The organism is Azospirillum sp., assembly GCF_035627195.1.
GTDB lineage: Bacteria > Pseudomonadota > Alphaproteobacteria > Azospirillales > Azospirillaceae > Azospirillum.
In genome coordinates, this window is the sequence record NZ_DASPMG010000298.1 from 1 (window position 1) to 19,107 (window position 19,107).

A 19,107-nucleotide genomic window follows, 5' to 3' on the forward strand; every position below is an offset into this window, starting at 1 on the left:
AGCTTGCCGAGATGCGCGAGCGCCGCGAGCGCGACGCCCGGGAGCACCTCCAGGAGCGCGGAGGGCACGAGCGATGAGGATGCCCGTGTCCATCCTGCACGGCGAGCGCCGTTTCGCCTGGACGCCGGTGGAGCTGGAGGATGGCCGGCGCGCCTGGCTGCGCTTCGTCTTCCGCCTGCGCCCGCTGGGCGGCGTGCGGCCGACCTTCGCCGGCCGGCCCGTGCTCTTCACCGACCGCATCCCGTTCTGCGACCCAAGCCTGCGCGGCTGGCTGCGGGCCGGCCTCGTGGGGAGGATCCTCGCCATGCGCGCGCGTCTCCTGGGCTACCTGCTGCTCTGGCTCCTCGCGGTGTTCGCGATCACCGAGCTGACCGGCTGGCTGTTCTCCTGGCCGGTCGCGTTCGGCGGCGTTCGCGTCGGCGATGTCGCGCTGTATTGGCCGGGGCAGTTCCTCGGTTGGCGCGGGCTGCCGGCGGCGGGGCACCGTTGGATCGTCGACCTCGCCACCGGCCTGTCGCTGGCCTGCGCCGCTGCCGTCGGCGTGCGGATCTGGCTCGACCTGACCGGCTCCCGTCTGCACCGCTTCGGCGCCGGCCGCTGGGCCGCGCGCGCCGACGTGCGGCGCAGCGGGCTGCTGTGAGACGCCAGCCATGGACTCCGCCATCATCCTCGGCGCCTGGGGCCGGCACCTGCTGCGCGAGCGCACCATGCAGCCGGTGCTGATGGTCGGCCCGACCGGCTCCGGCAAGACCACCACCGGGGTGCTGCCGACGCTGTTCGAGAGCTGGCGCGAGAGCGCCGTGGTCTGGGACTTCAAGGGATCGCTGGTGCAGGACAGCGGCCGGGCGCGCGAGCGGGCCGGCGACGTCGTCGTGCTCGACCTCGCCCGCGCGGGCGGCCCCCGCTACAACCCGCTGATGGCGGTGCGCGCGGCGCCTTTCCTGGTGCCGGACTGCCAGCACGCCGCGCGCATCCTCACCGAGGGCGAAAAGGAGGGGCACTGGCGCAACGCCGCCTTCTCCTACTTCACCGGAGTCTTCGTCTACCTGCTGACCGCCGCTCCGGACTCCGAGAAGTCGCTGGCCGGGGCGCGGCGCCACGTGCTGCTCGGCGACGACGGGCTGAAGCGCATGCTGGCCGACGGCGTCCACCCCACCGCCCGCCGTGCCGCCCAGGAGCTGTGGGACAAGAGCCTCGCCTCGGAACACGACGGCCGTCCCGATCCGGCGTCCAAGGGCGGCGCGCGCGAGGCCGGGCCGGACAAGAGCCTGCATTACCGCAAGTCGGTCTACGTCACCTGCTCGGTGCTGCTCGCCGAGTTCGAGGACAGCGTGCTGGAGGCACAGACCGCCGCCAGCGACTTCGCGATTTCCGACCTTGTGGCGGGGGAGCGGCCGGTGACCCTCTACGTCGTCGCCCGTCCGCTGGACGCGCGGCGCCTGCGCCGGGTCTTCAAGCTGATCCTGACGCAGATGATCGATTTCCTGACCGTGGACCGCGCCCTGGCCGACGACGGCCGGGCGCGGCGCTGGCGGCTGCTGGTGGTGCTCGACGAGTTCCTGCAGTTCCGCATGGCCGAGGCGGCGGAGTGGATCCGTTACGTGCGCGACTACGGCATCCGCCTGCTGCTGCTGGCGCAGAGCCTGTGGGAGGTCGAGGAGCAGTACGGCAAGGGGCTCACCGCCAACTGCCGGCTGGTGGTGTTCCGCCCGAACTCCTCGGACGAGGCCGAGCGCATCAGCCGCATGGTCGGCGAGGCGATCGAGGAGGTGCCGACCCGGTCAACCTCCAAGGGGGTGCTCGACCTGTTCCCCACCGTCAGCCGCGGCGTGCGGGTGGATCGCCGGCCGGTGATGCCGATGCACGCGGCGCTGGAAATGGACGGCAACGACCTGATCGTCTTCGGCTACGGCAAGCCGATCCGCGGCACCCGCCTGCATCCCTACAGCGATCGGCGCTGGACAGGGCTCTACGGTCCGCCGGCCGGCGCCTGGACACCCAACCCCAAGGCCAATCCCTGGTTCGGCGTGCAGCTGGTGCCCGGCGGCAGGAAGCGCCCGGCGCCGAGGCCCCTTACATGAGCACGACACCCGATCCCACGAAGACCCGGCACGTCTCGGTGCGCCTGCCCGAGGTGCTGGCCCATCAGGTGGAACTGGTGCAGGGCCGCCAGCGGCTGCGCCACTTCAGCGACGCGCTGGTTTACACGCTCGACCGCGGCCTCGCCGCCATCGCGCGGGAGGGGCTGAAGCCGGACCGGCTGGAGGTCCTGGTGACGCGGATCGACGACCTCGTCATCACCGTGCTGGCGATCCTCAATGTCGCCCACGAGGGCCTGGACGAGGCGGCCGTGCGCGAGATGCGCGCGGCGATCCTCGACACGCTCCAGGCCCGCGACCGCACGGAGCGGCCGGACGTCCACCCGGTGGCGAAGGGCTTCGACCCGCAGGGCAAGCGCGCCGGAGGTGCGGCATGACCGGGCTGGAGGTCGTCGACGAACCGGCGCGGCGCGAGATGCTGCTGCTCGCCCTGCGCCGGCTGATGGACGGGTTGTTCGGTGACCTGCTCGCCCGCGAGGACGTCGCCAACGTCCTGGTGCTGCCGCCCCTGCGAGGCTCGGGCCGCTGCCGCATCGTGGTGAAGAACGGCCCCGTGCCGGAGTTCGTGCGCGAGGCCGACCCCGATCAGGTCCGCCGCTTCCTCGCCTACGTCGCCGGCTTTGCGCGCAAGGAGCTGCGCCGTGACCGCCCGACGCTCGACGTCACCCTGCCGGAGACCGGCGAGCGCATCCACGCCGACGTCGAGCCGGTCACCACCGGTCCGGCCTGCTCAATCCGCAAGCCCTACCGCGGCCGCATCACGCTGGACGACTGGGTGCTGTCCGGCGCCGCGACAACACTCCAGGCGCGGCTCCTCCGCCGGCTGATCGACGGGCGCCGCACCGTGGTGATCGCCGGCGACGTGGACACCGGCAAGACCACGCTGCTGCGCGCCTGCCTGGAGGAACCCGCCTTCCGGGACGGCCTTCCGGCGGTGCTCCAGGACCCCTACGAGTTCGAGCCGCCGTGCCCGCACGCCTACGCCATGGTCGCCGACCCGTGGGCCGACCCGCCGGTCACCCTGGAGACGCTGGTCGCCAACGCGCTGCGCGTGCCGATGACGCACCTGGTGCTCGGCGAGGTGCGCCGGGCCGAGGCGCGGCAGATGGTGGTCGGCTGGACCACCGGGCACCCGGGGTTGTGCACCGTGCACGCCGGCTCAGCCTGGGACGCGCTCGACCGCATCGCCCAGATGGTGGGGCTTGGCGGCGTCGCCATGGATGCCCTTCAGATGCGCTGGATCGCCAAGGCGGTGCACGCGGTGGTGCACCTCGCCCGCGACGGCACGGGGAAGCGCTTCGTCAACGAGATCGTGCGGGTCGAGCGCTTCGATCCGGACCACGGGTTCGTCCTCCGCCCGCTGGGGGCGGGGGAGCTTGACGGTGGAGGTGAGGATGCGGAGCAACGGTAACGCGCGCCGGGCGCTCGCCCTGGCGCTGGTCCTGGCGTGGACGGCGCGGCCGGCGCACGCCCAGGTGATCGCCAACCTGGGCGCCGAGCTGCTGTCCTGGCAGGCGGTGTTCGACGCCAACTTCGTGCCGATCGCGGTGACGGCCGGACTGCTGCTGGCGCTGGTCGCCGCGATGTTCTCCCGCATCGCCGGGGTGGTGGTGTTCGTCTTCACCGTGGCCGGTGCCGCCGCCTACGGGGCGCGCGACGCCATCGTCGCGCTGGCCGGGGTGTGACCCATGCAGGCCCCGCCGCTGCCACCCCCGTCTTTTCCCGAGGGATGGGAGAAGCCGGTGCGCCGCACTTCGGTGCGGCCGACCAAGATGCCGCTCGGCGTGCCCATGGAGCTGCTGGCCATCGCCGTCTGGCTGGCCGCGGAGCTGTGGCTGGCGCTGGGCGCCATCCCGCAGGCGGTGGCGGGGTTCCTGCTGGTCTTCCTGACGGCGCGGTATCTCACCCGCCGCGATCCCTGGTGGCTGGAGATCGTCCGCCAGAACGCCTCGGCGTGGCTGCTGCGGGCGCTGCGCACCCGCGGCCGGTCGCTGTCCCTGTCCTCCTACCGCGCCCCGAGGTGAGGCATGCTCGATCTGACCGCCTTCGACGACGGCTTCGACGCCCTGTCCCGGCACCTGCCATGGGACTGCTTCGTGTGGCCCGGCGTGGTGCTGCTGGAGGAGGACGGCGCGCTGATGGCCGTCGTCGAGTACGGCGGCCGCGACCAGGACGGCCAGGACCCGGCCGAGCGGATGCAGACGGCGCTCGCCGCCGGCAACGTTCTGTTCCCCTTCACCGGCGGCTGGACCTTCCACTTCGAGATGCAGCGCCGTTCCGTTGCCGGCTATCCCCGCAGCGCAGGCACACACCCGGTGTCCGAGCTGATCGACGGCGAGCGCCGTGCTCGGCTGGACGGGACCGGGCGCCAACTGCGCACCCGCACCTTCGTGGCGATCACCTACACGCCGTCGCGGCCGACCACCCGCACGGTGGCATCCTGGTTCACCCGCAATCCGCCGGAGCGCGCCAATCCGGACGTCATGCGCGATCACGTCGAGCCCTTCCGTCAGCTCGTGCTTCAGTTCGCCTCCCTGCTCGGCCGTGCGGTCGGGTGGGCGCGCATGCTGGACGACGACGGCGTGCAGACCCTGCTGCACAACTGCGTCTCGCCCATCCACCAGAGCTACGTTGCCGCGCCCGACATTCCGGGCTTCCCGATCAAGGCCAACCTGGTGGACGTCGGCTTCGTGCCCGGCTCGTTCCCGGCCTGGAGCAACGGCGGTGCCGAGTGGCATGTCCGCATGATCGGCATCGGCGGCTATCCCAGGGCCAGCCATCCCGGCCTGCTGAACGTGTTGGACAAGCTGCCCTTCGAATTCCGCTGGTCGGTGCGCTTCGAGGCCATGGACCACGTGCAGGCGCGCGGCGTCTTCGCGGCGCTGTGGCGCAAGCACGACGACACCTCCTACGACTGGCGCTCGGTGCTGCTGCGCGCCGTCGGCGGCTACGCCGCCCTGCGCCACGACCCGGTCGGTGTCATGGAGGCGCTGGAGGCCGAGGCCGCCCGGCTGGAGGCCGAGCAGGCCGGCACCAGCTCGGGCTGGATGACGCCCACCGCCGTGCTCTGGGGACGCAGTGTCGAAGAGGTGGAGGAGCGCCGCGACGAGCTGGTCAAGGCGTTGCGCACGCTGGGCTTCACCGTCATCGAGGAGACCTGGGGCGCCGAGCGGGCGTGGTACGGCACGCTGCCCGGCCACGTCCGCCCGAACCCGCGCAAGGTGCCGCTGACCCAGGTCCAGCTCGCCGACTTCCTCATCCTGTCGTCGGCCTGGGGCGGGCCGCCGCGCAACCCACACCTCAGGTGCGATCCCCTCATGCAGGTGGAGGCCGAGGGTGGCACGCCGCTGATGCTCGACATCCACCAGGGGCAGGACGGGGCGGCGCTGGTGATCGGCCCGCCGCGCACCGGCAAGTCCACCGTGCTGGCCTTCATGGGGCACCAGTTCCTTGCCCGAGTCCCAAAAGGGCGGGTGGTGTGGATCGACGTGGACGCCACCGAGAGCACCAGCCTCGTCGCCACCTGGGCGGCCGGCGGCGAGTTCCTGTCCATGGGCTCCGGCGACGGGGCGCTCAATGACCTCGCCTTGCAGCCGCTGGCCGACGTGGACACCGCCAACGGCTTCGCCTGGGGCCACGGCTTCGTCATGGACCTGCTGCGCCTCCAGGGGGTGCTGATGCCCGGCGGCCTCTCGGCCGCTGAAGCCGGCGATGCGGTGGACGCCGCCCTGCACCTGCTGGCCGTCTCGCCGCCATCCGAACGCACGCTGTCGCACCTCGCCCATCTGGTGCAGGACAACATCATCCGCATCGCGCTGGAGCCCTATTGCCGCAGCGGCCCCTACGGCGATCTCGTCGACGCGGCCGAGGACCGCTTCCTCGGCTCCGCCTGGACCACGGTGGACATCGGCGCGCTGATCGACCGCGGCCCCGGCGCCGCCCCGGTGATCAAGGCGCTGTTCCGCCGCTTCTACCGGCTGTTCGAGGACGGCCGGCCGACCCTGTTCCTGGTGGACGAGGCGTTCAAAGCGCTCAAGCACCAGCCGGCCGAGTTGGACGAACTGCGCCGGCGCGGGCCGAAGAAGAACGTCGCCCTGGTGCTCGCCACCCACCAGCTCGACGACATCGAGGGCTCGGCCATCGCGGCGATGCTCAAGACCATCCAGGTCCTGGTGCTGCTCGCCGACCCCAACGCCGCCAAGCGGAGCATCCTGCGCGACTGGGGGCTGAACGCCACCCAGGCCGGCCAGGTCGCCCGCGCCATGCCGCGCCGCGACCTCTTCTTCAAGACCCCCGAAGGCAGCCGGCTCGGCCAGCTCACCCTCGACCCAGCGGCGCTCGCCGTCTGCGGCTGCGGCGGGGCCGCCCACAAGCGCTGGGCCTTCGAGCTGAGGACCGAGGTTGGGCCGCAGCGCTTCGCCGCCGAATGGCTGCGCCGCCACGGCTTGGCCGAGGCCGCCGACACCCTGGAGACGCTTCATGAAGGAGACCCCCCATGAGGACCAGTACCCTGCGCGCCGCCACAGCGGCGCTCGCCCTCACGGTTGGCCTGACCGCTGGCCCGCCCCCGGCCCACGCCTTCCTGGGCGGGCTGCTCAACAGCTTCTTCGGCGGTGGTGGCGGGGGCGGCTGCTTCTCCGAGGAGGGCGACGGGCTGTTCGGCACCGTGCTGTCCGCCGTCGCCGGCTACGTCACCGGCGGTCCGGTCGGCGCCGCCGTGGGGGCCGGCTCCAGTCTGATGGGGAACGGCGGCTCCCAGGCGCCCGGCTGCCCGATCGTGGAGAGCCGGCCGCGCATCGTCGAGGAGATGGTCCAGCGCCAGGAGGTCGAGATCATCGCCCAGACCGCGCACATGCTCACTCAGATCGACAACATGATCCGCATGCGCGCCCTGGCCGACCTCGACACCCGCGTCGAAGTGGCCGTCCGGCTCGGCGACGCCCGCCGTGCGGCCGGCTTGGTGGACCGGGTGCTGTGGAGCCTGGATGGCGTCGGGCAGCAGTTCGCCGAGCTCTACCCCGACACCTTGCCTGAGGGGATGAGCGCCACGGCCCTGGCGGAGCACCAGGCCGAGCAGGCGCGCCTCGCCCGGGACGCCAGCCGGGCGAGCAAGCTGGTCTCGGCCGACGTCATGACCGGCATCGAGGACTATCCGGCGCGCGCCCAGGCGCTGATGGCGGCGCTGAAGGCGTGCGACGGCCAGACCTGCGCCATCGACGCCGGCACCCAGGCGACGCTGCTCACCGCCGAGGTCGCCGGCCAGTTGCTGATGATGCAGGCCGCCCACCACCGGGCGGCGGAGGCCCAGCTCGACTACGAGCAGGCCGCCGTCGAGCGCGCCCGCCAGCACACGCGCATCAACTGGCAGGGCCTCGACACCTACGGCGCTCCGGGGAGCTGAGCCATGGCGGCACGTTCAATCCTCATCGCGTTGGGCATGATGCTGGCCGTCGCCATCGCCGGTGCCGTGGCGCTGGTGCTGTACGCCCGTTCCGACGACGGCGCTTCCGACCTGGAGCGGCTGGAGCGCAGCAACCCGGCCTGGCAGGACACCGGCCGCTACGGGACGACGGTGCCGCCCCGCCCCGCGCGGGAGTGACCGGCCATGGACGTCAGCGCCCTCTCGGTCGTCCTGCACCAGCTCACCGCCGCCGTGGTCACCGGCCTTGGCCTGCTCGGGCCGGATGTGCAGGCCGCCCTGCGCCTGCTGATGATGCTGTCCTACACGCTGGCGCTGCTGCTCTGGCTGTTCGAGGGCAAGGCGGCGGTGCACGGCCCCTTCCTGCGCATGCTGCTGAAGTTCGCCGCCATCGGCGCCCTGGTCGAGTGGTTTCCCGCCGGCTCGGCGGCGCTGATGCAGGCGGCGGCGCAGCAGGGGCTCAACCTCGTGCCGGGCGGCGGCTTCTCCCTCGGCGATCCCGGCTACATCGCCCACCTCGGCATCCAGGCGGTGATCCCGCTGATGCAGCGGGTCAAGGAGATGCTGGGGCCGGTCGATTTCTTCCTGAACTTCGTCGAGATCGTCATCTTCCTGCTGGCCGCCCTGGTGGTGATCGTCAGCTTCTGCATTCTGGCGATCCAGGTGTTCCTCGCCTTCCTGGAATACCGGCTGCTGTCGCTGGCCGCCTACCTCGCCATCCCCTTCGCCGTGCTCGGTCCCACCAGCTTCGTGGCCGAGCGGGCCATCGGCTACATCGCGGCCACCGCGTTCAAGCTGCTGGTGCTCGGCTGCATCATCGCCATGTGCAGCGCCACGCTGCTGGCGCTGACCTTCCAGGGCACGCCAACGCTGGCCCAGGCGTTCGGGGTGGCGATGCTGGCGGCGGCGATCTTCGTGCTGGCCATCAAGGCGCCCCGCGCCGCCGCCGGCCTGATCAACGGCGGCCCGGTGATGGACGGAGTCACCGCGCTGGCCGCCCTGTGGACCGCCGGCTGGCTGGGCGCGCGCGCGGTGGCGGGGGCGGCCGCCGCGACCTCCGGCGCGCCCGGCGGCCTCGCCGTGGGCGCGTCGGCGGTGTGGAGCGGCCTGCGGTATGCCACGGCTGGCGCCACCTCCGCGATCGGCGGCGGCACGGATACTGGCGATCCCTCCAGCGGCGCGTCCGGGCGCCGCTATCCGGCCGGCCGCTACGGCGGCCCCCGTGCCTCGGCGCCGCGTGGCGGCGGCTGGGACCAGCCGATGACCGAGGCCCAACGCGCCGAACTGGACCGGCTGGCCGCCGGCCGCAGCATCGATCCGAACCTCACCCGCGGGCAGGCCAGCCGCCTGATCGAGCAATGGGGCGGCGAAGCCTCCTGGCTGGGCCGACGCCCCCACGGCAACACCGCGCCGCCGCAGGACCCGCCTGGCAAGGAGCCCGGGGCGGATCGCCGCGCCGCCGACGACAAGGGAGACTGACCCGCCATGAAGGAGCGCGTCGTCAACACCTACGACCCGCCGCCGCCGGCCGTGCCGGACAGCGCCAAGTACCTCGCCGCCATGACCTACCGGGCCAGCCGCGAGGCCAAGGCGCTGCGGCTGAAGCGCTGGTATTTCGGGTTGACGGTGCTCGGCCTGTCCTGGGGCACGCTGATGACCTGGGACAACCTGCGCATCGCCTCCAAGCTGGTGGAGATCGCGACGTACAAGCCCGTGTACCGGGTCGAGCAGGGCCTGGACGGCCACCAGAACCTCGTGCTGCTGGACAACACCCTGACCGTCTCCAAGGGCGCCCGGATCAACGCGGTGACGTGGTTCGTGCTGTGGCAGCGGCGGATCGGCACCGACCCGGTGGTGCTCGCAAAGGATCGCGCCGCGGCGCGTGCCCGGCTGATCGGCGGCGCCGAGCGCAAGTGGGACGCCCTGATGGCCTCCGACCTCGACCCCGCTGGGGGCTGGACCCGCGACGCCGCCGACGTTCGCGTGCAGGAGCGCGAGGCCGACCCGAAGACCGGCGCCACCGCCTTCACGGTGGTGTGGACGGAAACCGTGTACCGGGACTTCAAGCCGCGCTCCAGGGCGCTGATGAGCGCCGCCGTGGTCACCGTGGATGGCCCATCGCGTGACGGGGCCCTGGACGGCGTGTCGATCTCCGGCTTCTCCGAGCCCAGCGGCACCCCCCTGACGCCCGAACCGAAGGAGCCGCCGAAGCCGGCGCAGTCCACCCCGGACGTGATGGAGCCCCACCCATGAGACGTGCCGCCTGCCTGCTCGTCCTGCCGCTGCTCGCCGCCTGCGCCACCGATGGGACGCCGCCCCCGATGGATGCCGGGATGCCGCCCTCCTACACGCTGGCCGACCTGCGCATTCCGCCGACGCGAATGGAGACGGAGCGGCGCGGGAAGCCGGCGCCGCGGCCGTCGCGGGCGCAGACGCGCAGCTGGGTTGGGCAGGCCAACGAAGCCGCCCTCGACCTGCCGACCTTGACCTGCTTCAAGGGCAAGAGCTGCGAGTACTGGTACCAGAGCGATCTGCAGTACCTCGTCTACATGGCCGAAGGGAACCAGACGCTGGTCTGCCTGAAGTCCGGCGAGGTGGTGCGCGACATCGTCGCCCCCGGCGCCCAGGTGTGGATCCCGCACCAGCCCTACAGCTTCGGCAAGGGTGCCTCGCGCACCGAGTGCATCGCCTTCATGCCGCGCCGCGCCGGCCTCAACCACCAGATCTCGATCTTCACCAGCGAGCGCAAGTACGACCTCAACGTCGAGACGCACCGCCGCACCCACCACGTCGAGGTGCGCTGGCGCTACCCCGAGGACTATCTGGCGACGCTGAACGGTCAGACGACCGCCCTTCCGGCTGCAACCGGCGAGCGGCGCGACCGCACCACCGAGCTGGCCTACCGGGACCGGCGCTGCACCTACACGCTGGACGGCGACACGCCCGCGTGGCGGCCGGTGCCGACAGCCGACGGCCAGCCGCCGGTGTGCGACGACGGCGAGGTGACGGTGATCAATTTCACCCCCGGCGCGCTCGGCGCCTACGGGGCGCCGGTGCTCTGGCGCATCGGCGCCGACGGCACCCGCATCCCCGTCCAGTACGGCCGGATGAACGCCACCTACCGCGTCGCCGGCATCCACGACCACCTGCTGCTGGCGCTGGGTGCGCAGGAGGTGCACATCCGGAGGACCCGCCCGTGACCGTCCCCGACGACACCCCATCGCCGCCCGATCCCCTGGCCCGCCGCCAAGTGGTGACGTCCGGTCCGCACGTTGCCCGCATCCTGCTGGTGGCCGGCGCGGTGATCGGCCTCGGCCTGGCCGCCTACATGCTGGGCCGCGGCCAGGGCCTCGACGTGCCAAGGGTGCTGGGCAGCCTGGAGCTGCCGCGCGGCGAACCGGCCCTGCCGCGCTACGAGGATATGGCGCCGAAACCCCCGCCGCCTCCACCGGCCCCGCGCTTCGAGAAGAAGGAGCCACCGCCGCCTCCGGCACGGCCGCATGCTCGGGCGGCCCCGAAGGAGGACGATCTGCGCAGGAAGGCGATGGAGGCCGGCGTGGGCGGCTGGAGCCGCAAGGAGGAGGAGCGGGGCGATTCCGCCGGACCGGCCGGGTCATCGGACTTTGTCTCGGCCGGGTCGGAGTGTTTCGTGCCGCCCGGCACGCCGATCCCCTTGCTGACGGTCAACCGGGTGGTGAGCGAGCGCGGCGGCATCGTCACCGCGCGCGTGACGCAGGACGTCTGGGACGCCGGCTTCTCCTGCCTGGCGGTGCCCGCGGGGTCGGTGGTGACGCTGGAGGTTGGCGCCAACGTGAGCCGGGGCCAGAAGCGCATCGCGGTGACGAATCCGGTGATCACCCGCCCCTGGCCGCGCAACGACACGGTGCGCATCGCGGCGGTCGGGACGGACGCGAAGGGTGCGGCGGGGTTGGCCGGCTCGGTCGAGGTCCCATGGCTCCGGACCGGGCTGCTGATTGCCGCCAGCACGGCGGTGGATGCCGGTGTGGCGGCGCTGACCGGCGGCGGCAGCCTGATCGGCGGCCTCCTCGGGCACGCCATGGACCGCCCGCTCGACAAGGCCGCCAAGGACCTGCTCGACCGGGCGCCGGTCATCACGCTGGAGGCGGGGAAACCGGTGCTGCTGCTGTTGCGGGGAGGGCTGCAAGCTGATGAATTCGACCGGCGGCCGTAGCGAAGCACCCTGCACTCATCGGCGTGGCGGGCGATCGCGTATCTATCGATGCACCCTGATAATCCTCTCCGGAGCAGCCGCCGGCGTTCAATGTGATAGGTTGCCGGATCGGTCCCGCTGACGCAGACCGAAAGCCATACATCAAGGAACGCTACAACACCCATGTCGGCCGCATCTCATCGGCCGAGAATTGTACAACAACTTGCCTCGGGAGCGGCACGAAGTCCAGAAGAAGCCCTTCGGCCGGCCGCGGCTGGATCTCGGGCTCGATATCAGCGAACTGGTCCGGCGGTTCGAGGTGTTCTCAAGCCTGGATGAAGACCGCCTTCGACAGATCTGCCGGATGTTCGTCGCCCACTTCGCGGCTTCCGGAAAGGTCATCACCCGGCGAGGCGATCACGCGGGCTGCGTCTATATCATCTCGTCCCGGGCGGCCGAGGTGTCCTTGCCCGGGCAACCGAGGCCTTGGCCGCGGCGACTGCTTCGGTGAAATGGTCCTGCGCAGTGGTCGCCGTCACAACGCCGACGTGACCGCCCTGGGCCATTGCCAGCTCCTTGCCCAGCGTTCCGCCGCGTTCATTCGCGTCCTCCATGCCAATCCGACGCTTCGCGGTCGGTTCGAAAACACCCTGAGGACTTGCCACATGATGAACGAGCGACCGGCATCCGGAGCGGCGCTCGCACCTCCAGATCCTTCCCCCGAAACCGACGGAGATCCGGCATGAATCGCGTTCTCGTGGCATCCGATCTGTCCCGCCGCAGCGACCTGGCGGTTGCGCAGGCCCTGTTCCTGTCGCGGCGCTTCGACGCACCCCTGACGGTGCTGCACGTGGTCGACGACGAGCTGCCGACGGCCATTTTCGACTCGGCGCGGGAACAGGCCCGGTCAAGTCTGCGCGGCACCGTTGAGGCCCTGTCCGGAGCCGGGACCGTACCCGTCGACGTGCGGGTGGTCGGCGGGCTGGACTTTCAGGCCATCGTGGACGCGGCCGAGGCGGAGGACGCCTCCCTCATCGTGCTTGGCGCGCACCGGCGCAACCTGCTCAAGGACGTGTTGACCGGCACCACGGTCGAGCGGGTCATCCGCAACACCACACGCCCCGTCCTGGTCGTCCGCCGCCCGAGCCCCGGCGACTACGTGTGCACGCTGGCTGCCGTGGACCTGGTCGAGGAGTCTGCGGAGGTCGTGCGAATGGCCCACCGGTTGGCGGCCGGCAACACGCTCTATCTGATGCACGCCTTGAACGACGCGGTCGTCCTTCAGATGAGGGTCGCCGACGCCCCCGATGGCGAAATCGACCGCTACCGGCTGGCCACGGAAGAACGGGCGCGCGCCTTTCTCCGGACGATCGCTGGCCGCGCCGGCCTGGACGCCGCCAATTATCTGCCGGTGCTCGACTGGAAGGGAGTCGTGCCCCGGTTCCTGGAGGCGGCGCAGACCTTTCGCACCGACCTTGGGGTGGTGGGCACGCGCACGCACGCCAAGGGAGCGGTCGAGCGCTTCCTGCTGGGCAGCGTTGCGGAAGATCTGCTGCTCAACATGCCATGCGACGTGCTGGCCGTTCCCCTGCGCGATCACACCCCACTGCCCGGGGCAGGCGGACTTGCCACGCTCGGGTGAAGCCGCCGCGCCGTGGGGCGCGCGGCCGCCGGGGACTGGACGGGCTTCACGGCCAAGCCCCCGTCATCAGAGCGATCAGAGCCACCAGAGCCACGCCCCACAGGACCATGGCGATGACCAAGCTCCCGAACCACTTGATCATCGTCCTGGCACAGCGGTCGATGAGACGCACGCCGTTCCCTCCTCCAACGATCGCGAGCGGACGGTCGATGCGATGCCGTCAACAAACCACCAAGCTCATACGCACGTCTTTTCTGAAATTTCGCTCCCCCGACGCGCCGGCCGGAAATCCGGCGCGGGGTCCTGGCAGTTCTCACAGGTATCCATTGTTCGGACTATCCGTGATTCTCGGCGTGATCCACCGCTTTCGGAGAGTGTGCTCTGACCTTGCAAAGCCTCGGCCCCGCCGCTGCGAGAAAGGCAACAAGAAACATCTCTGAACGCCCCTTCATTCGCGAGAGGTGTGGATCGGGCGTCCCTGATGAACGGCCCGCAGCGGAAGGCGGCCCCGCGATGATCCGTACACTTCGTCCGCTGGCCGTCATCGTGCTGGCCGGTCTTATACTGGCCGCCCCTCCGGCACTGGCGCGCGAGGGCGCGCTGGAGCGCTTCAACGTCTGGGCCGATGGCGTTAACCGTACGCTGTCGCGGGAATTCGTCGGTCCGTTGCTCGACGGCGCCCGCGCTCTTCCCCCGCCTCTGCACCGGGCGGCCGGCAATCTGTACGCCAACCTCGTGGAACCGGTCAGCGCCTTCAGCTGGGCCATGGCCGGCGAGGCCGGGCCGGCGGCACGATCCGCCGGCCGGTTCGCGATCAACTCCACCGCCGGACTGCTCGGCCTTTTCGACCCGGCAAGCGCGCTCGGCCTCGCTACGGAAAAGAGGCATTTCACGCAAGGCATCTGCGCCCTCGGCATTCCGGCCGGCCGGTATTTGGTCGTGCCCGGCGTGGGGCCATCGGCGACCGGCGTCTTTGCATCGGCGATGGCGGTGATGATCGGTTCGACCTACGCCCTCAGCTTTCTGTCGCTGGAACTGGCGCTGGCGAGCGCCGGGGTGGACATCATCGGCACCGCCGCGGCGCTCGAAGGCCTTGCCACCGGTGACGCCGAGCCGGCCGACGCCGACCATCAGCGTGCGACGTACCTGGCCTACCTGCGCGGGAGCGGCTGCGATGTCGATTGAACGCCATTCGCGTTCGGCCGAACATGATCCCGCCACCTTGCTGCCGGTCCCGTGGCACACTCTTGCGGCCGAGGCCGTTCGCCGGAACCTGCTGACGGCACCCGGCGGCCTTGATGAGGCAGAGGCGCACCAGCGCCTGTCCCTGTACGGTCCGAACCGGCTGGCGCTGCCCCGGCGCCGCGGACCGCTGCTGCGCCTGCTGATGCAGTTTCACAACGTTCTGTTGTACGTGATGCTGGGTGCCGCGGCGATCACGGCCGGCCTCGGTCATTGGGTTGACACCGGGGTGCTGCTGGCGGCGGTCCTGATCAACGCCGTCATCGGCTTCCTCCAGGAAGGCAAGGCCGAGACGGCCCTGGACGCCATCCGCGGGATGCTGTCGCCCCACGCCACCGTGGTCCGGAACGGCAACCGGCGCGAGATCAACGCTGCGGACCTCGTGCCCGGCGACCTCGTCTTGCTGTCCTCCGGCGACCGGGTGCCGGCGGACCTGCGGCTGATCGCGGCCAAGGAGCTGCGCGTCGAGGAGGCGGCGCTGACCGGGGAATCTCTGCCGGTCGAGAAGAGCACGGCCGCTGTGTCGCCCGAAGCCCCCTGGGCGACCGCCATGGCATGGCCTATTCGGGCACCCTGGTCGTGCATGGCCAGGGCGCGGGCATCGCCGTTGCCACCGGCGGCACCACCGAACTGGGCAGGATCAACGGCATGCTGGCCGGCATCCGCAGCCTGACCACGCCCCTGCTGCGGCAGATCGACCGCTTCGGACGCGTGCTGGCTTTGGCGATCCTGGTCATGGCGGCGGCGACGTTCCTGCTCGGCACGCTGTGGCGCGGCCACCCTCCGTCCGAGATGTTCATGATGGTCGTGGCCCTGGCCGCCTCGGCGATCCCGGAAGGGCTGCCGGCAATCATGACCGTCACGCTGACGCTCGGCGTCCGGCGCATGGCGCGCCATAAGGCGATCGTCCGCCGCCTGCCGGCCGTCGAGACGCTGGGGTCGGTGACGGTCGTCTGCTCCGACAAAACCGGCACCCTGACGCGCAACGAGATGACCGTCCAGCGCATCGTCTGCGCCGACCACGTGTTCGATGCCGGCGGCGTTGGCTACGCGCCGGTGGGCGACGTCAGCGTGGACGGCCGGATCATCGACGTCTCCCACTATCCCGCGCTCGTCCTGGCCGCCCGTGCCGGCGTGCTGTGCAACGATGCGCGCCTGCGGCAGGACGTGGGGATCTGGCGGGTGGAGGGCGATCCCACCGAAGGCGCCCTCCTCGTCCTCGGCGCCAAGACGGGGATGGTCCAGGACGCGACGGAAGCCGCATGGCCCCGCGTCGACTCCATTCCGTTCGAGTCGGAACGCCGCTTCATGGCCACCCACCACCACAACGCGGACGGCAACTCCTGGATCTTCGTCAAGGGCGGCCGGCTTGCTGGTCTTCGTCGTGGCGGAAGGCGAGAAATGGATCATCCGGCGCTGGCGCAAACGCCGCTCCGCCGGCCAGCCGCCGGGCGATGCACCTGCTCTGGCTGCGCCCGGAGCACAGTCCGGGCCCATGTCTGCGCCATCGCCCCCGCCGAATCAGGGCGCCGCCGACACGGCCGCGGCTCACCGGGCGCCCCAGACGGTCACTGAGGAAGGTACGCCATGAAACATCTTCTGGTCGCTTCGGACCTTTCCCACCGCAGCGACAGGGCCATCGCGCAGGCGCTGTTCCTGGCACAGCGATTCGACGCGTCGCTCACCGTGCTGCACGTGATCGACGACGAGTTGCCCGCCGCCGTCTTCGACGTCACCCGGGACCAGGCGGAGGCCAGCCTGCGGGACACGCTGGCACGGCTGGGGGTCACCGATGCCGGGCGGGTGGTCATCCGGACTGCCGGTGGGCTGGATTTCCAGGTCATCGTCGATGCGGCCGAGGCGGAAGGCACGTCCCTGATCGTCCTCGGTGCGCACCGGCGCAACCTTCTCAAGGACGTGTTCACCGGCACCACGGTGGAGCGCGTCATCCGGAACACGACGTGCCCGGTCCTGGTGGTCAAGCGCCCCGCCCCGGGCGGCTATCCGTGCACCCTGGCGGCCGTGGACCTGACCGCCGAGGCGGCCGGTACGCTGGGCCTGGCGCATCTCATGGCCGACCGCCAGACGCTGTACGTCCTGCACGTTCTCAACGACGCCGTCCGGCTGCAAATGCGGCTGGCCGACGCGGTCGACGAAGATGTGGAACGATACCGGTTGGCAACGGAGGCATGCTGCCGCGGCGTTCTCGAAGAGATCGCCGAACGCGCTGCGTTGGGCGTGAAGGACGGACTGCTGGCGGTGGAGTGGGGGGCTGCCGCATCCCGCATTGTCGCGAGCACGCAGTCCTTCGGAGCCGAGTTGTGCGTCATCGGCACGCGAACCCGTACGAAATCGCTCGCACAGCGCCTGCTTTTGGGAAGCGTGTGTGAAGAGGTGCTCCGCGACATGGCCTGCGACGTGCTGGCCGTTCCCCTGGCGGGCCATACCGACCTGCCCGGCGCGACCGCGCTGACCACGCTCGGGTGACCACGCGCGCCATCGCGGATGCGCCCTGGCAGATCTCACAGGCGCGTCCGATGCCGCTACTCCTTAAGGTGAGCCGCCAAGCGTCGTTTCGACCGGCTTCGCTGCGAAGTGGCCGCTGTCCGCTGGCGGCGCTCCTTTTGACGCCCCGGAGTGGAAGGTCATGCCCAAGGAAGAGATTGCATGTCGCCGACGTTCGCCGGGGTTCCGGCGTGCACTGGCCGCCACCGTCCTCACGTTGCTCGCCGCACCGTCCGTCGCGCAGCCGTTGCCGGGCTGTGACCTGAGCCCGGGCTATCCGGCGTGCGCCGACGCCCACCTCCGCGGGAGCGATCTGCGCGGGTTCGATTTGCGCAACGCCGACCTGACCCGGGCGGATCTGAGCGGTGCCGACCTCAGCGGCGCCAACCTGGGAGGAGCCAATTTGGCCGGAACCGACTTCCGCGACGCCAACCTCACCGGAGCGGACCTCAGAGGAACGCACACGTTCAAGGCCAAATGGAAGGGCGCCGACCTGTCCGGGGCGATCTGGAAGGACGGCCACCGCTGCCAGCCAGGATCCATCGGCGCCTGCCGGTAGAGCAGTCGAACATCTCCGGACCGTGATCGTGTCACGCCGCGAATGACAGGAGAAACAGTTGCGTCCAGCGCGTGGCCAGAAAGGTCCACACACCGGCTTCCAGGACGGCGAACGGCCAGCGTCCCCGCGCGACCGCGCCGTCGTAGTAGCACCAGATGACGACGGCAATGTACGCCGCGACCACCTGCTCGAATGTCGGGGCGATGGCGAACGGCGGCATGACGAAGAAGGCCACGCCGATCAGTCCGGTCCGCCAGAGCAGTTCCCTGGCGAACTGGAAGCCGTCATCGTCTGGTTGCCGGTTCGTGGCCATTGCGCTCTCCAAGCCGTCCGCCTGGAACAATACCATCATTTCCGACGGTGACGAGCGTCGGGCGCCGACGCGGCGCCACAGGTCCCGGCCAAGCGGGCGGCGCCCGTCAATCCCCGCCCGCCTCCGCTGCCGCGAGGCACACGCCGGGGCCGGCGGCGCCAGCGGGAATGAGCAGCACGCCCGCGTCTTCGAGCGCTCCGACGATCCGCCGGGCCGACCCGGCGTGAAGGTCGTGGCGCCCCTTCTCGAAGTCCCGGACGGTGCTGCGCGAGAGACCGGCGCGCTTGGCAAGCTCGTCCTGCGTCCAGTCGAGCAGGCCGCGGGCGGCCCGGCATTGGCCCGGCGTCAAACCAGGAACGGTCGGCATGCGCACGCTCGAATTTCCTCAACCATAATGGTTGACTTCGCGCCTCGGCGGCCCAATGTCAAGAGGGTACCCCCATCCTGCGCCTCGGCCAGGATCTGGGAGCAGCTTTCGCCGCCGGCCCGACAGGCGGCCGACGCCTTGGACGCCAACGTCCTGGGCGGTGTGATGGTCCGCGCGGCGCCGGGTTCGGGCGATGGCGTGTGCGGCAGGGGCGTACGCCCGGCGGCACGGCCTTTGCCATGGCTGACATTCGGCGGAGGCCGACCGCCCGCCCTCATGGAGACAAGGATGGGACTCTCGGACCTCTTTTCCGCAGCCGACGTCATCCTCGACGCGTCTCCCACCAACAAAGCGGGCCTGTTCGAACTCCTGGCGACCGAGGCGGCCGAACGGACCGGGCTATCCAGGCCGGAGATCCTCGGCGCGCTTGAGGCGCGCGAGAAGCTCGGCTCCACGGCTCTCGGCAAGGGCGCCGCCCTTCCTCATGCGGAACTCCGCCCCGCCGAGACGCCGGTCGTCCTGTTCGTCCGGCTGCGGCGTCCGATCGACTTCGACGCCCGGGACGAGGAACCGGTCGATCTCGTCTTCCTGGTGCTCTGGCCGGCGGCGATCCGCAAGGGACTGTTGCCCGTAATGTCCGAAATCTGCCGGGCTCTGCGCGAGCCGCAGGCGCTGCGCCGGCTGCGGCGCGCGGCAACGCCCGAGGACATCGTCCAACTCGTGCATGGCGCCGCAGCCCCCGACGCGGGGCGGGGCGGCGCGCCGGAAGAGACGTGACCGCCCGCCACCG

The 19,107-nt window shown here is 71.0% G+C and carries 22 protein-coding genes; 20 read left to right on the top strand and 2 right to left on the bottom strand.

Annotated features, from left to right (window positions below; all coding sequences use genetic code 11):
* Positions 1-73: 73 nt before the first annotated feature.
* The 19 genes from VED21_RS27145 (at position 74) to VED21_RS27235 (ending at position 17,637) form a co-directional block, all read left to right on the top strand.
* Positions 74-640 carry a hypothetical protein gene (locus VED21_RS27145; RefSeq protein WP_324887962.1) on the top strand — a complete coding sequence of 189 codons (567 nt, stop codon included), beginning with the start codon at positions 74-76 and terminating at the stop codon, positions 638-640.
* A gap of 10 nt (positions 641-650) precedes the next feature.
* Entirely contained in the window at positions 651-2,081 is a 1,431-nt protein-coding gene (locus tag VED21_RS27150) for a type IV secretory system conjugative DNA transfer family protein (RefSeq protein ID WP_324887963.1), read from the top strand.
* Positions 2,078-2,476, top strand: a complete 399-nt coding sequence (locus VED21_RS27155; protein ID WP_324887965.1) for a hypothetical protein — start codon at positions 2,078-2,080, stop codon at positions 2,474-2,476. The genes VED21_RS27150 and VED21_RS27155 overlap by 4 nt, the downstream gene beginning before the upstream one ends.
* Positions 2,473-3,510, top strand: a complete 1,038-nt coding sequence (locus tag VED21_RS27160) for a CpaF/VirB11 family protein (RefSeq protein ID WP_324887966.1) — start codon at positions 2,473-2,475, stop codon at positions 3,508-3,510. The genes VED21_RS27155 and VED21_RS27160 overlap by 4 nt, the downstream gene beginning before the upstream one ends.
* Positions 3,494-3,784: a hypothetical protein gene (locus tag VED21_RS27165; RefSeq protein WP_324887968.1), complete on the top strand. Its 291-nt coding sequence runs from the start codon at positions 3,494-3,496 to the stop codon at positions 3,782-3,784. The genes VED21_RS27160 and VED21_RS27165 overlap by 17 nt, the downstream gene beginning before the upstream one ends.
* 57 nt (positions 3,785-3,841) lie before the next feature.
* Entirely contained in the window at positions 3,842-4,123 is a 282-nt protein-coding gene (locus VED21_RS27170) for a VirB3 family type IV secretion system protein (RefSeq protein ID WP_324887970.1), read from the top strand.
* Between the two features lie 3 nt (positions 4,124-4,126).
* Complete coding sequence (locus VED21_RS27175) at positions 4,127-6,598, top strand: conjugal transfer protein TrbE (RefSeq protein ID WP_324887972.1); 2,472 nt, start codon at positions 4,127-4,129, stop codon at positions 6,596-6,598.
* On the top strand, positions 6,595-7,500 hold the full coding sequence (locus VED21_RS27180; RefSeq protein WP_324887974.1) for a hypothetical protein: 906 nt from the start codon (positions 6,595-6,597) through the stop codon (positions 7,498-7,500). Before VED21_RS27175 ends, VED21_RS27180 begins: the two co-directional genes overlap by 4 nt.
* A gap of 3 nt (positions 7,501-7,503) precedes the next feature.
* Complete coding sequence (locus VED21_RS27185) at positions 7,504-7,698, top strand: hypothetical protein (protein ID WP_324887976.1); 195 nt, start codon at positions 7,504-7,506, stop codon at positions 7,696-7,698.
* A gap of 6 nt (positions 7,699-7,704) precedes the next feature.
* A complete protein-coding gene (locus tag VED21_RS27190; RefSeq protein ID WP_324887977.1) occupies positions 7,705-8,997 on the top strand; it encodes a type IV secretion system protein in 1,293 nt (430 codons plus the stop codon).
* 6 nt (positions 8,998-9,003) lie between these two features.
* Positions 9,004-9,771 (top strand): hypothetical protein, encoded by a 768-nt coding sequence (locus VED21_RS27195; protein WP_324887979.1) that lies wholly within the window; start codon positions 9,004-9,006, stop codon positions 9,769-9,771.
* Positions 9,768-10,718, top strand: coding sequence for a TrbG/VirB9 family P-type conjugative transfer protein (locus VED21_RS27200; RefSeq protein WP_324887981.1), 951 nt, complete (start codon positions 9,768-9,770; stop codon positions 10,716-10,718). The genes VED21_RS27195 and VED21_RS27200 overlap by 4 nt, the downstream gene beginning before the upstream one ends.
* Positions 10,715-11,710 (top strand): TrbI/VirB10 family protein, encoded by a 996-nt coding sequence (locus tag VED21_RS27205; RefSeq protein WP_324887983.1) that lies wholly within the window; start codon positions 10,715-10,717, stop codon positions 11,708-11,710. The genes VED21_RS27200 and VED21_RS27205 overlap by 4 nt, the downstream gene beginning before the upstream one ends.
* Before the next feature lie 721 nt (positions 11,711-12,431).
* Entirely contained in the window at positions 12,432-13,331 is a 900-nt protein-coding gene (locus VED21_RS27210) for a universal stress protein (protein ID WP_324887985.1), read from the top strand.
* A gap of 513 nt (positions 13,332-13,844) precedes the next feature.
* Positions 13,845-14,516 carry an MlaA family lipoprotein gene (locus tag VED21_RS27215; RefSeq protein ID WP_324887987.1) on the top strand — a complete coding sequence of 224 codons (672 nt, stop codon included), beginning with the start codon at positions 13,845-13,847 and terminating at the stop codon, positions 14,514-14,516.
* Entirely contained in the window at positions 14,506-15,246 is a 741-nt protein-coding gene (locus VED21_RS27220; RefSeq protein ID WP_324887989.1) for an HAD-IC family P-type ATPase, read from the top strand. Before VED21_RS27215 ends, VED21_RS27220 begins: the two co-directional genes overlap by 11 nt.
* The gene (locus VED21_RS27225) at positions 15,129-16,148 is read left to right on the top strand and encodes an HAD-IC family P-type ATPase (protein ID WP_324887991.1); all 1,020 of its coding nucleotides are present in this window, start codon (positions 15,129-15,131) and stop codon (positions 16,146-16,148) included. Before VED21_RS27220 ends, VED21_RS27225 begins: the two co-directional genes overlap by 118 nt.
* A gap of 12 nt (positions 16,149-16,160) precedes the next feature.
* Positions 16,161-17,060, top strand: coding sequence for a universal stress protein (locus tag VED21_RS27230; RefSeq protein WP_324887993.1), 900 nt, complete (start codon positions 16,161-16,163; stop codon positions 17,058-17,060).
* A gap of 160 nt (positions 17,061-17,220) precedes the next feature.
* Positions 17,221-17,637 carry a pentapeptide repeat-containing protein gene (locus VED21_RS27235; RefSeq protein ID WP_324887996.1) on the top strand — a complete coding sequence of 139 codons (417 nt, stop codon included), beginning with the start codon at positions 17,221-17,223 and terminating at the stop codon, positions 17,635-17,637.
* A gap of 31 nt (positions 17,638-17,668) precedes the next feature.
* Here VED21_RS27235 and VED21_RS27240 read toward each other — a convergent pair whose 3' ends face one another.
* On the bottom strand, positions 17,669-17,950 hold the full coding sequence (locus VED21_RS27240; RefSeq protein WP_324887998.1) for a hypothetical protein: 282 nt from the start codon (positions 17,948-17,950) through the stop codon (positions 17,669-17,671).
* Between the two features lie 106 nt (positions 17,951-18,056).
* Positions 18,057-18,317 (bottom strand): helix-turn-helix transcriptional regulator, encoded by a 261-nt coding sequence (locus tag VED21_RS27245; protein WP_324888021.1) that lies wholly within the window; start codon positions 18,315-18,317, stop codon positions 18,057-18,059.
* Positions 18,318-18,605: 288 nt separating this feature from the next.
* Between VED21_RS27245 and VED21_RS27250 the strand changes: the two genes are divergently transcribed.
* Entirely contained in the window at positions 18,606-19,094 is a 489-nt protein-coding gene (locus VED21_RS27250) for a PTS sugar transporter subunit IIA (protein ID WP_324888000.1), read from the top strand.
* Positions 19,095-19,107: the final 13 nt, after the last annotated feature.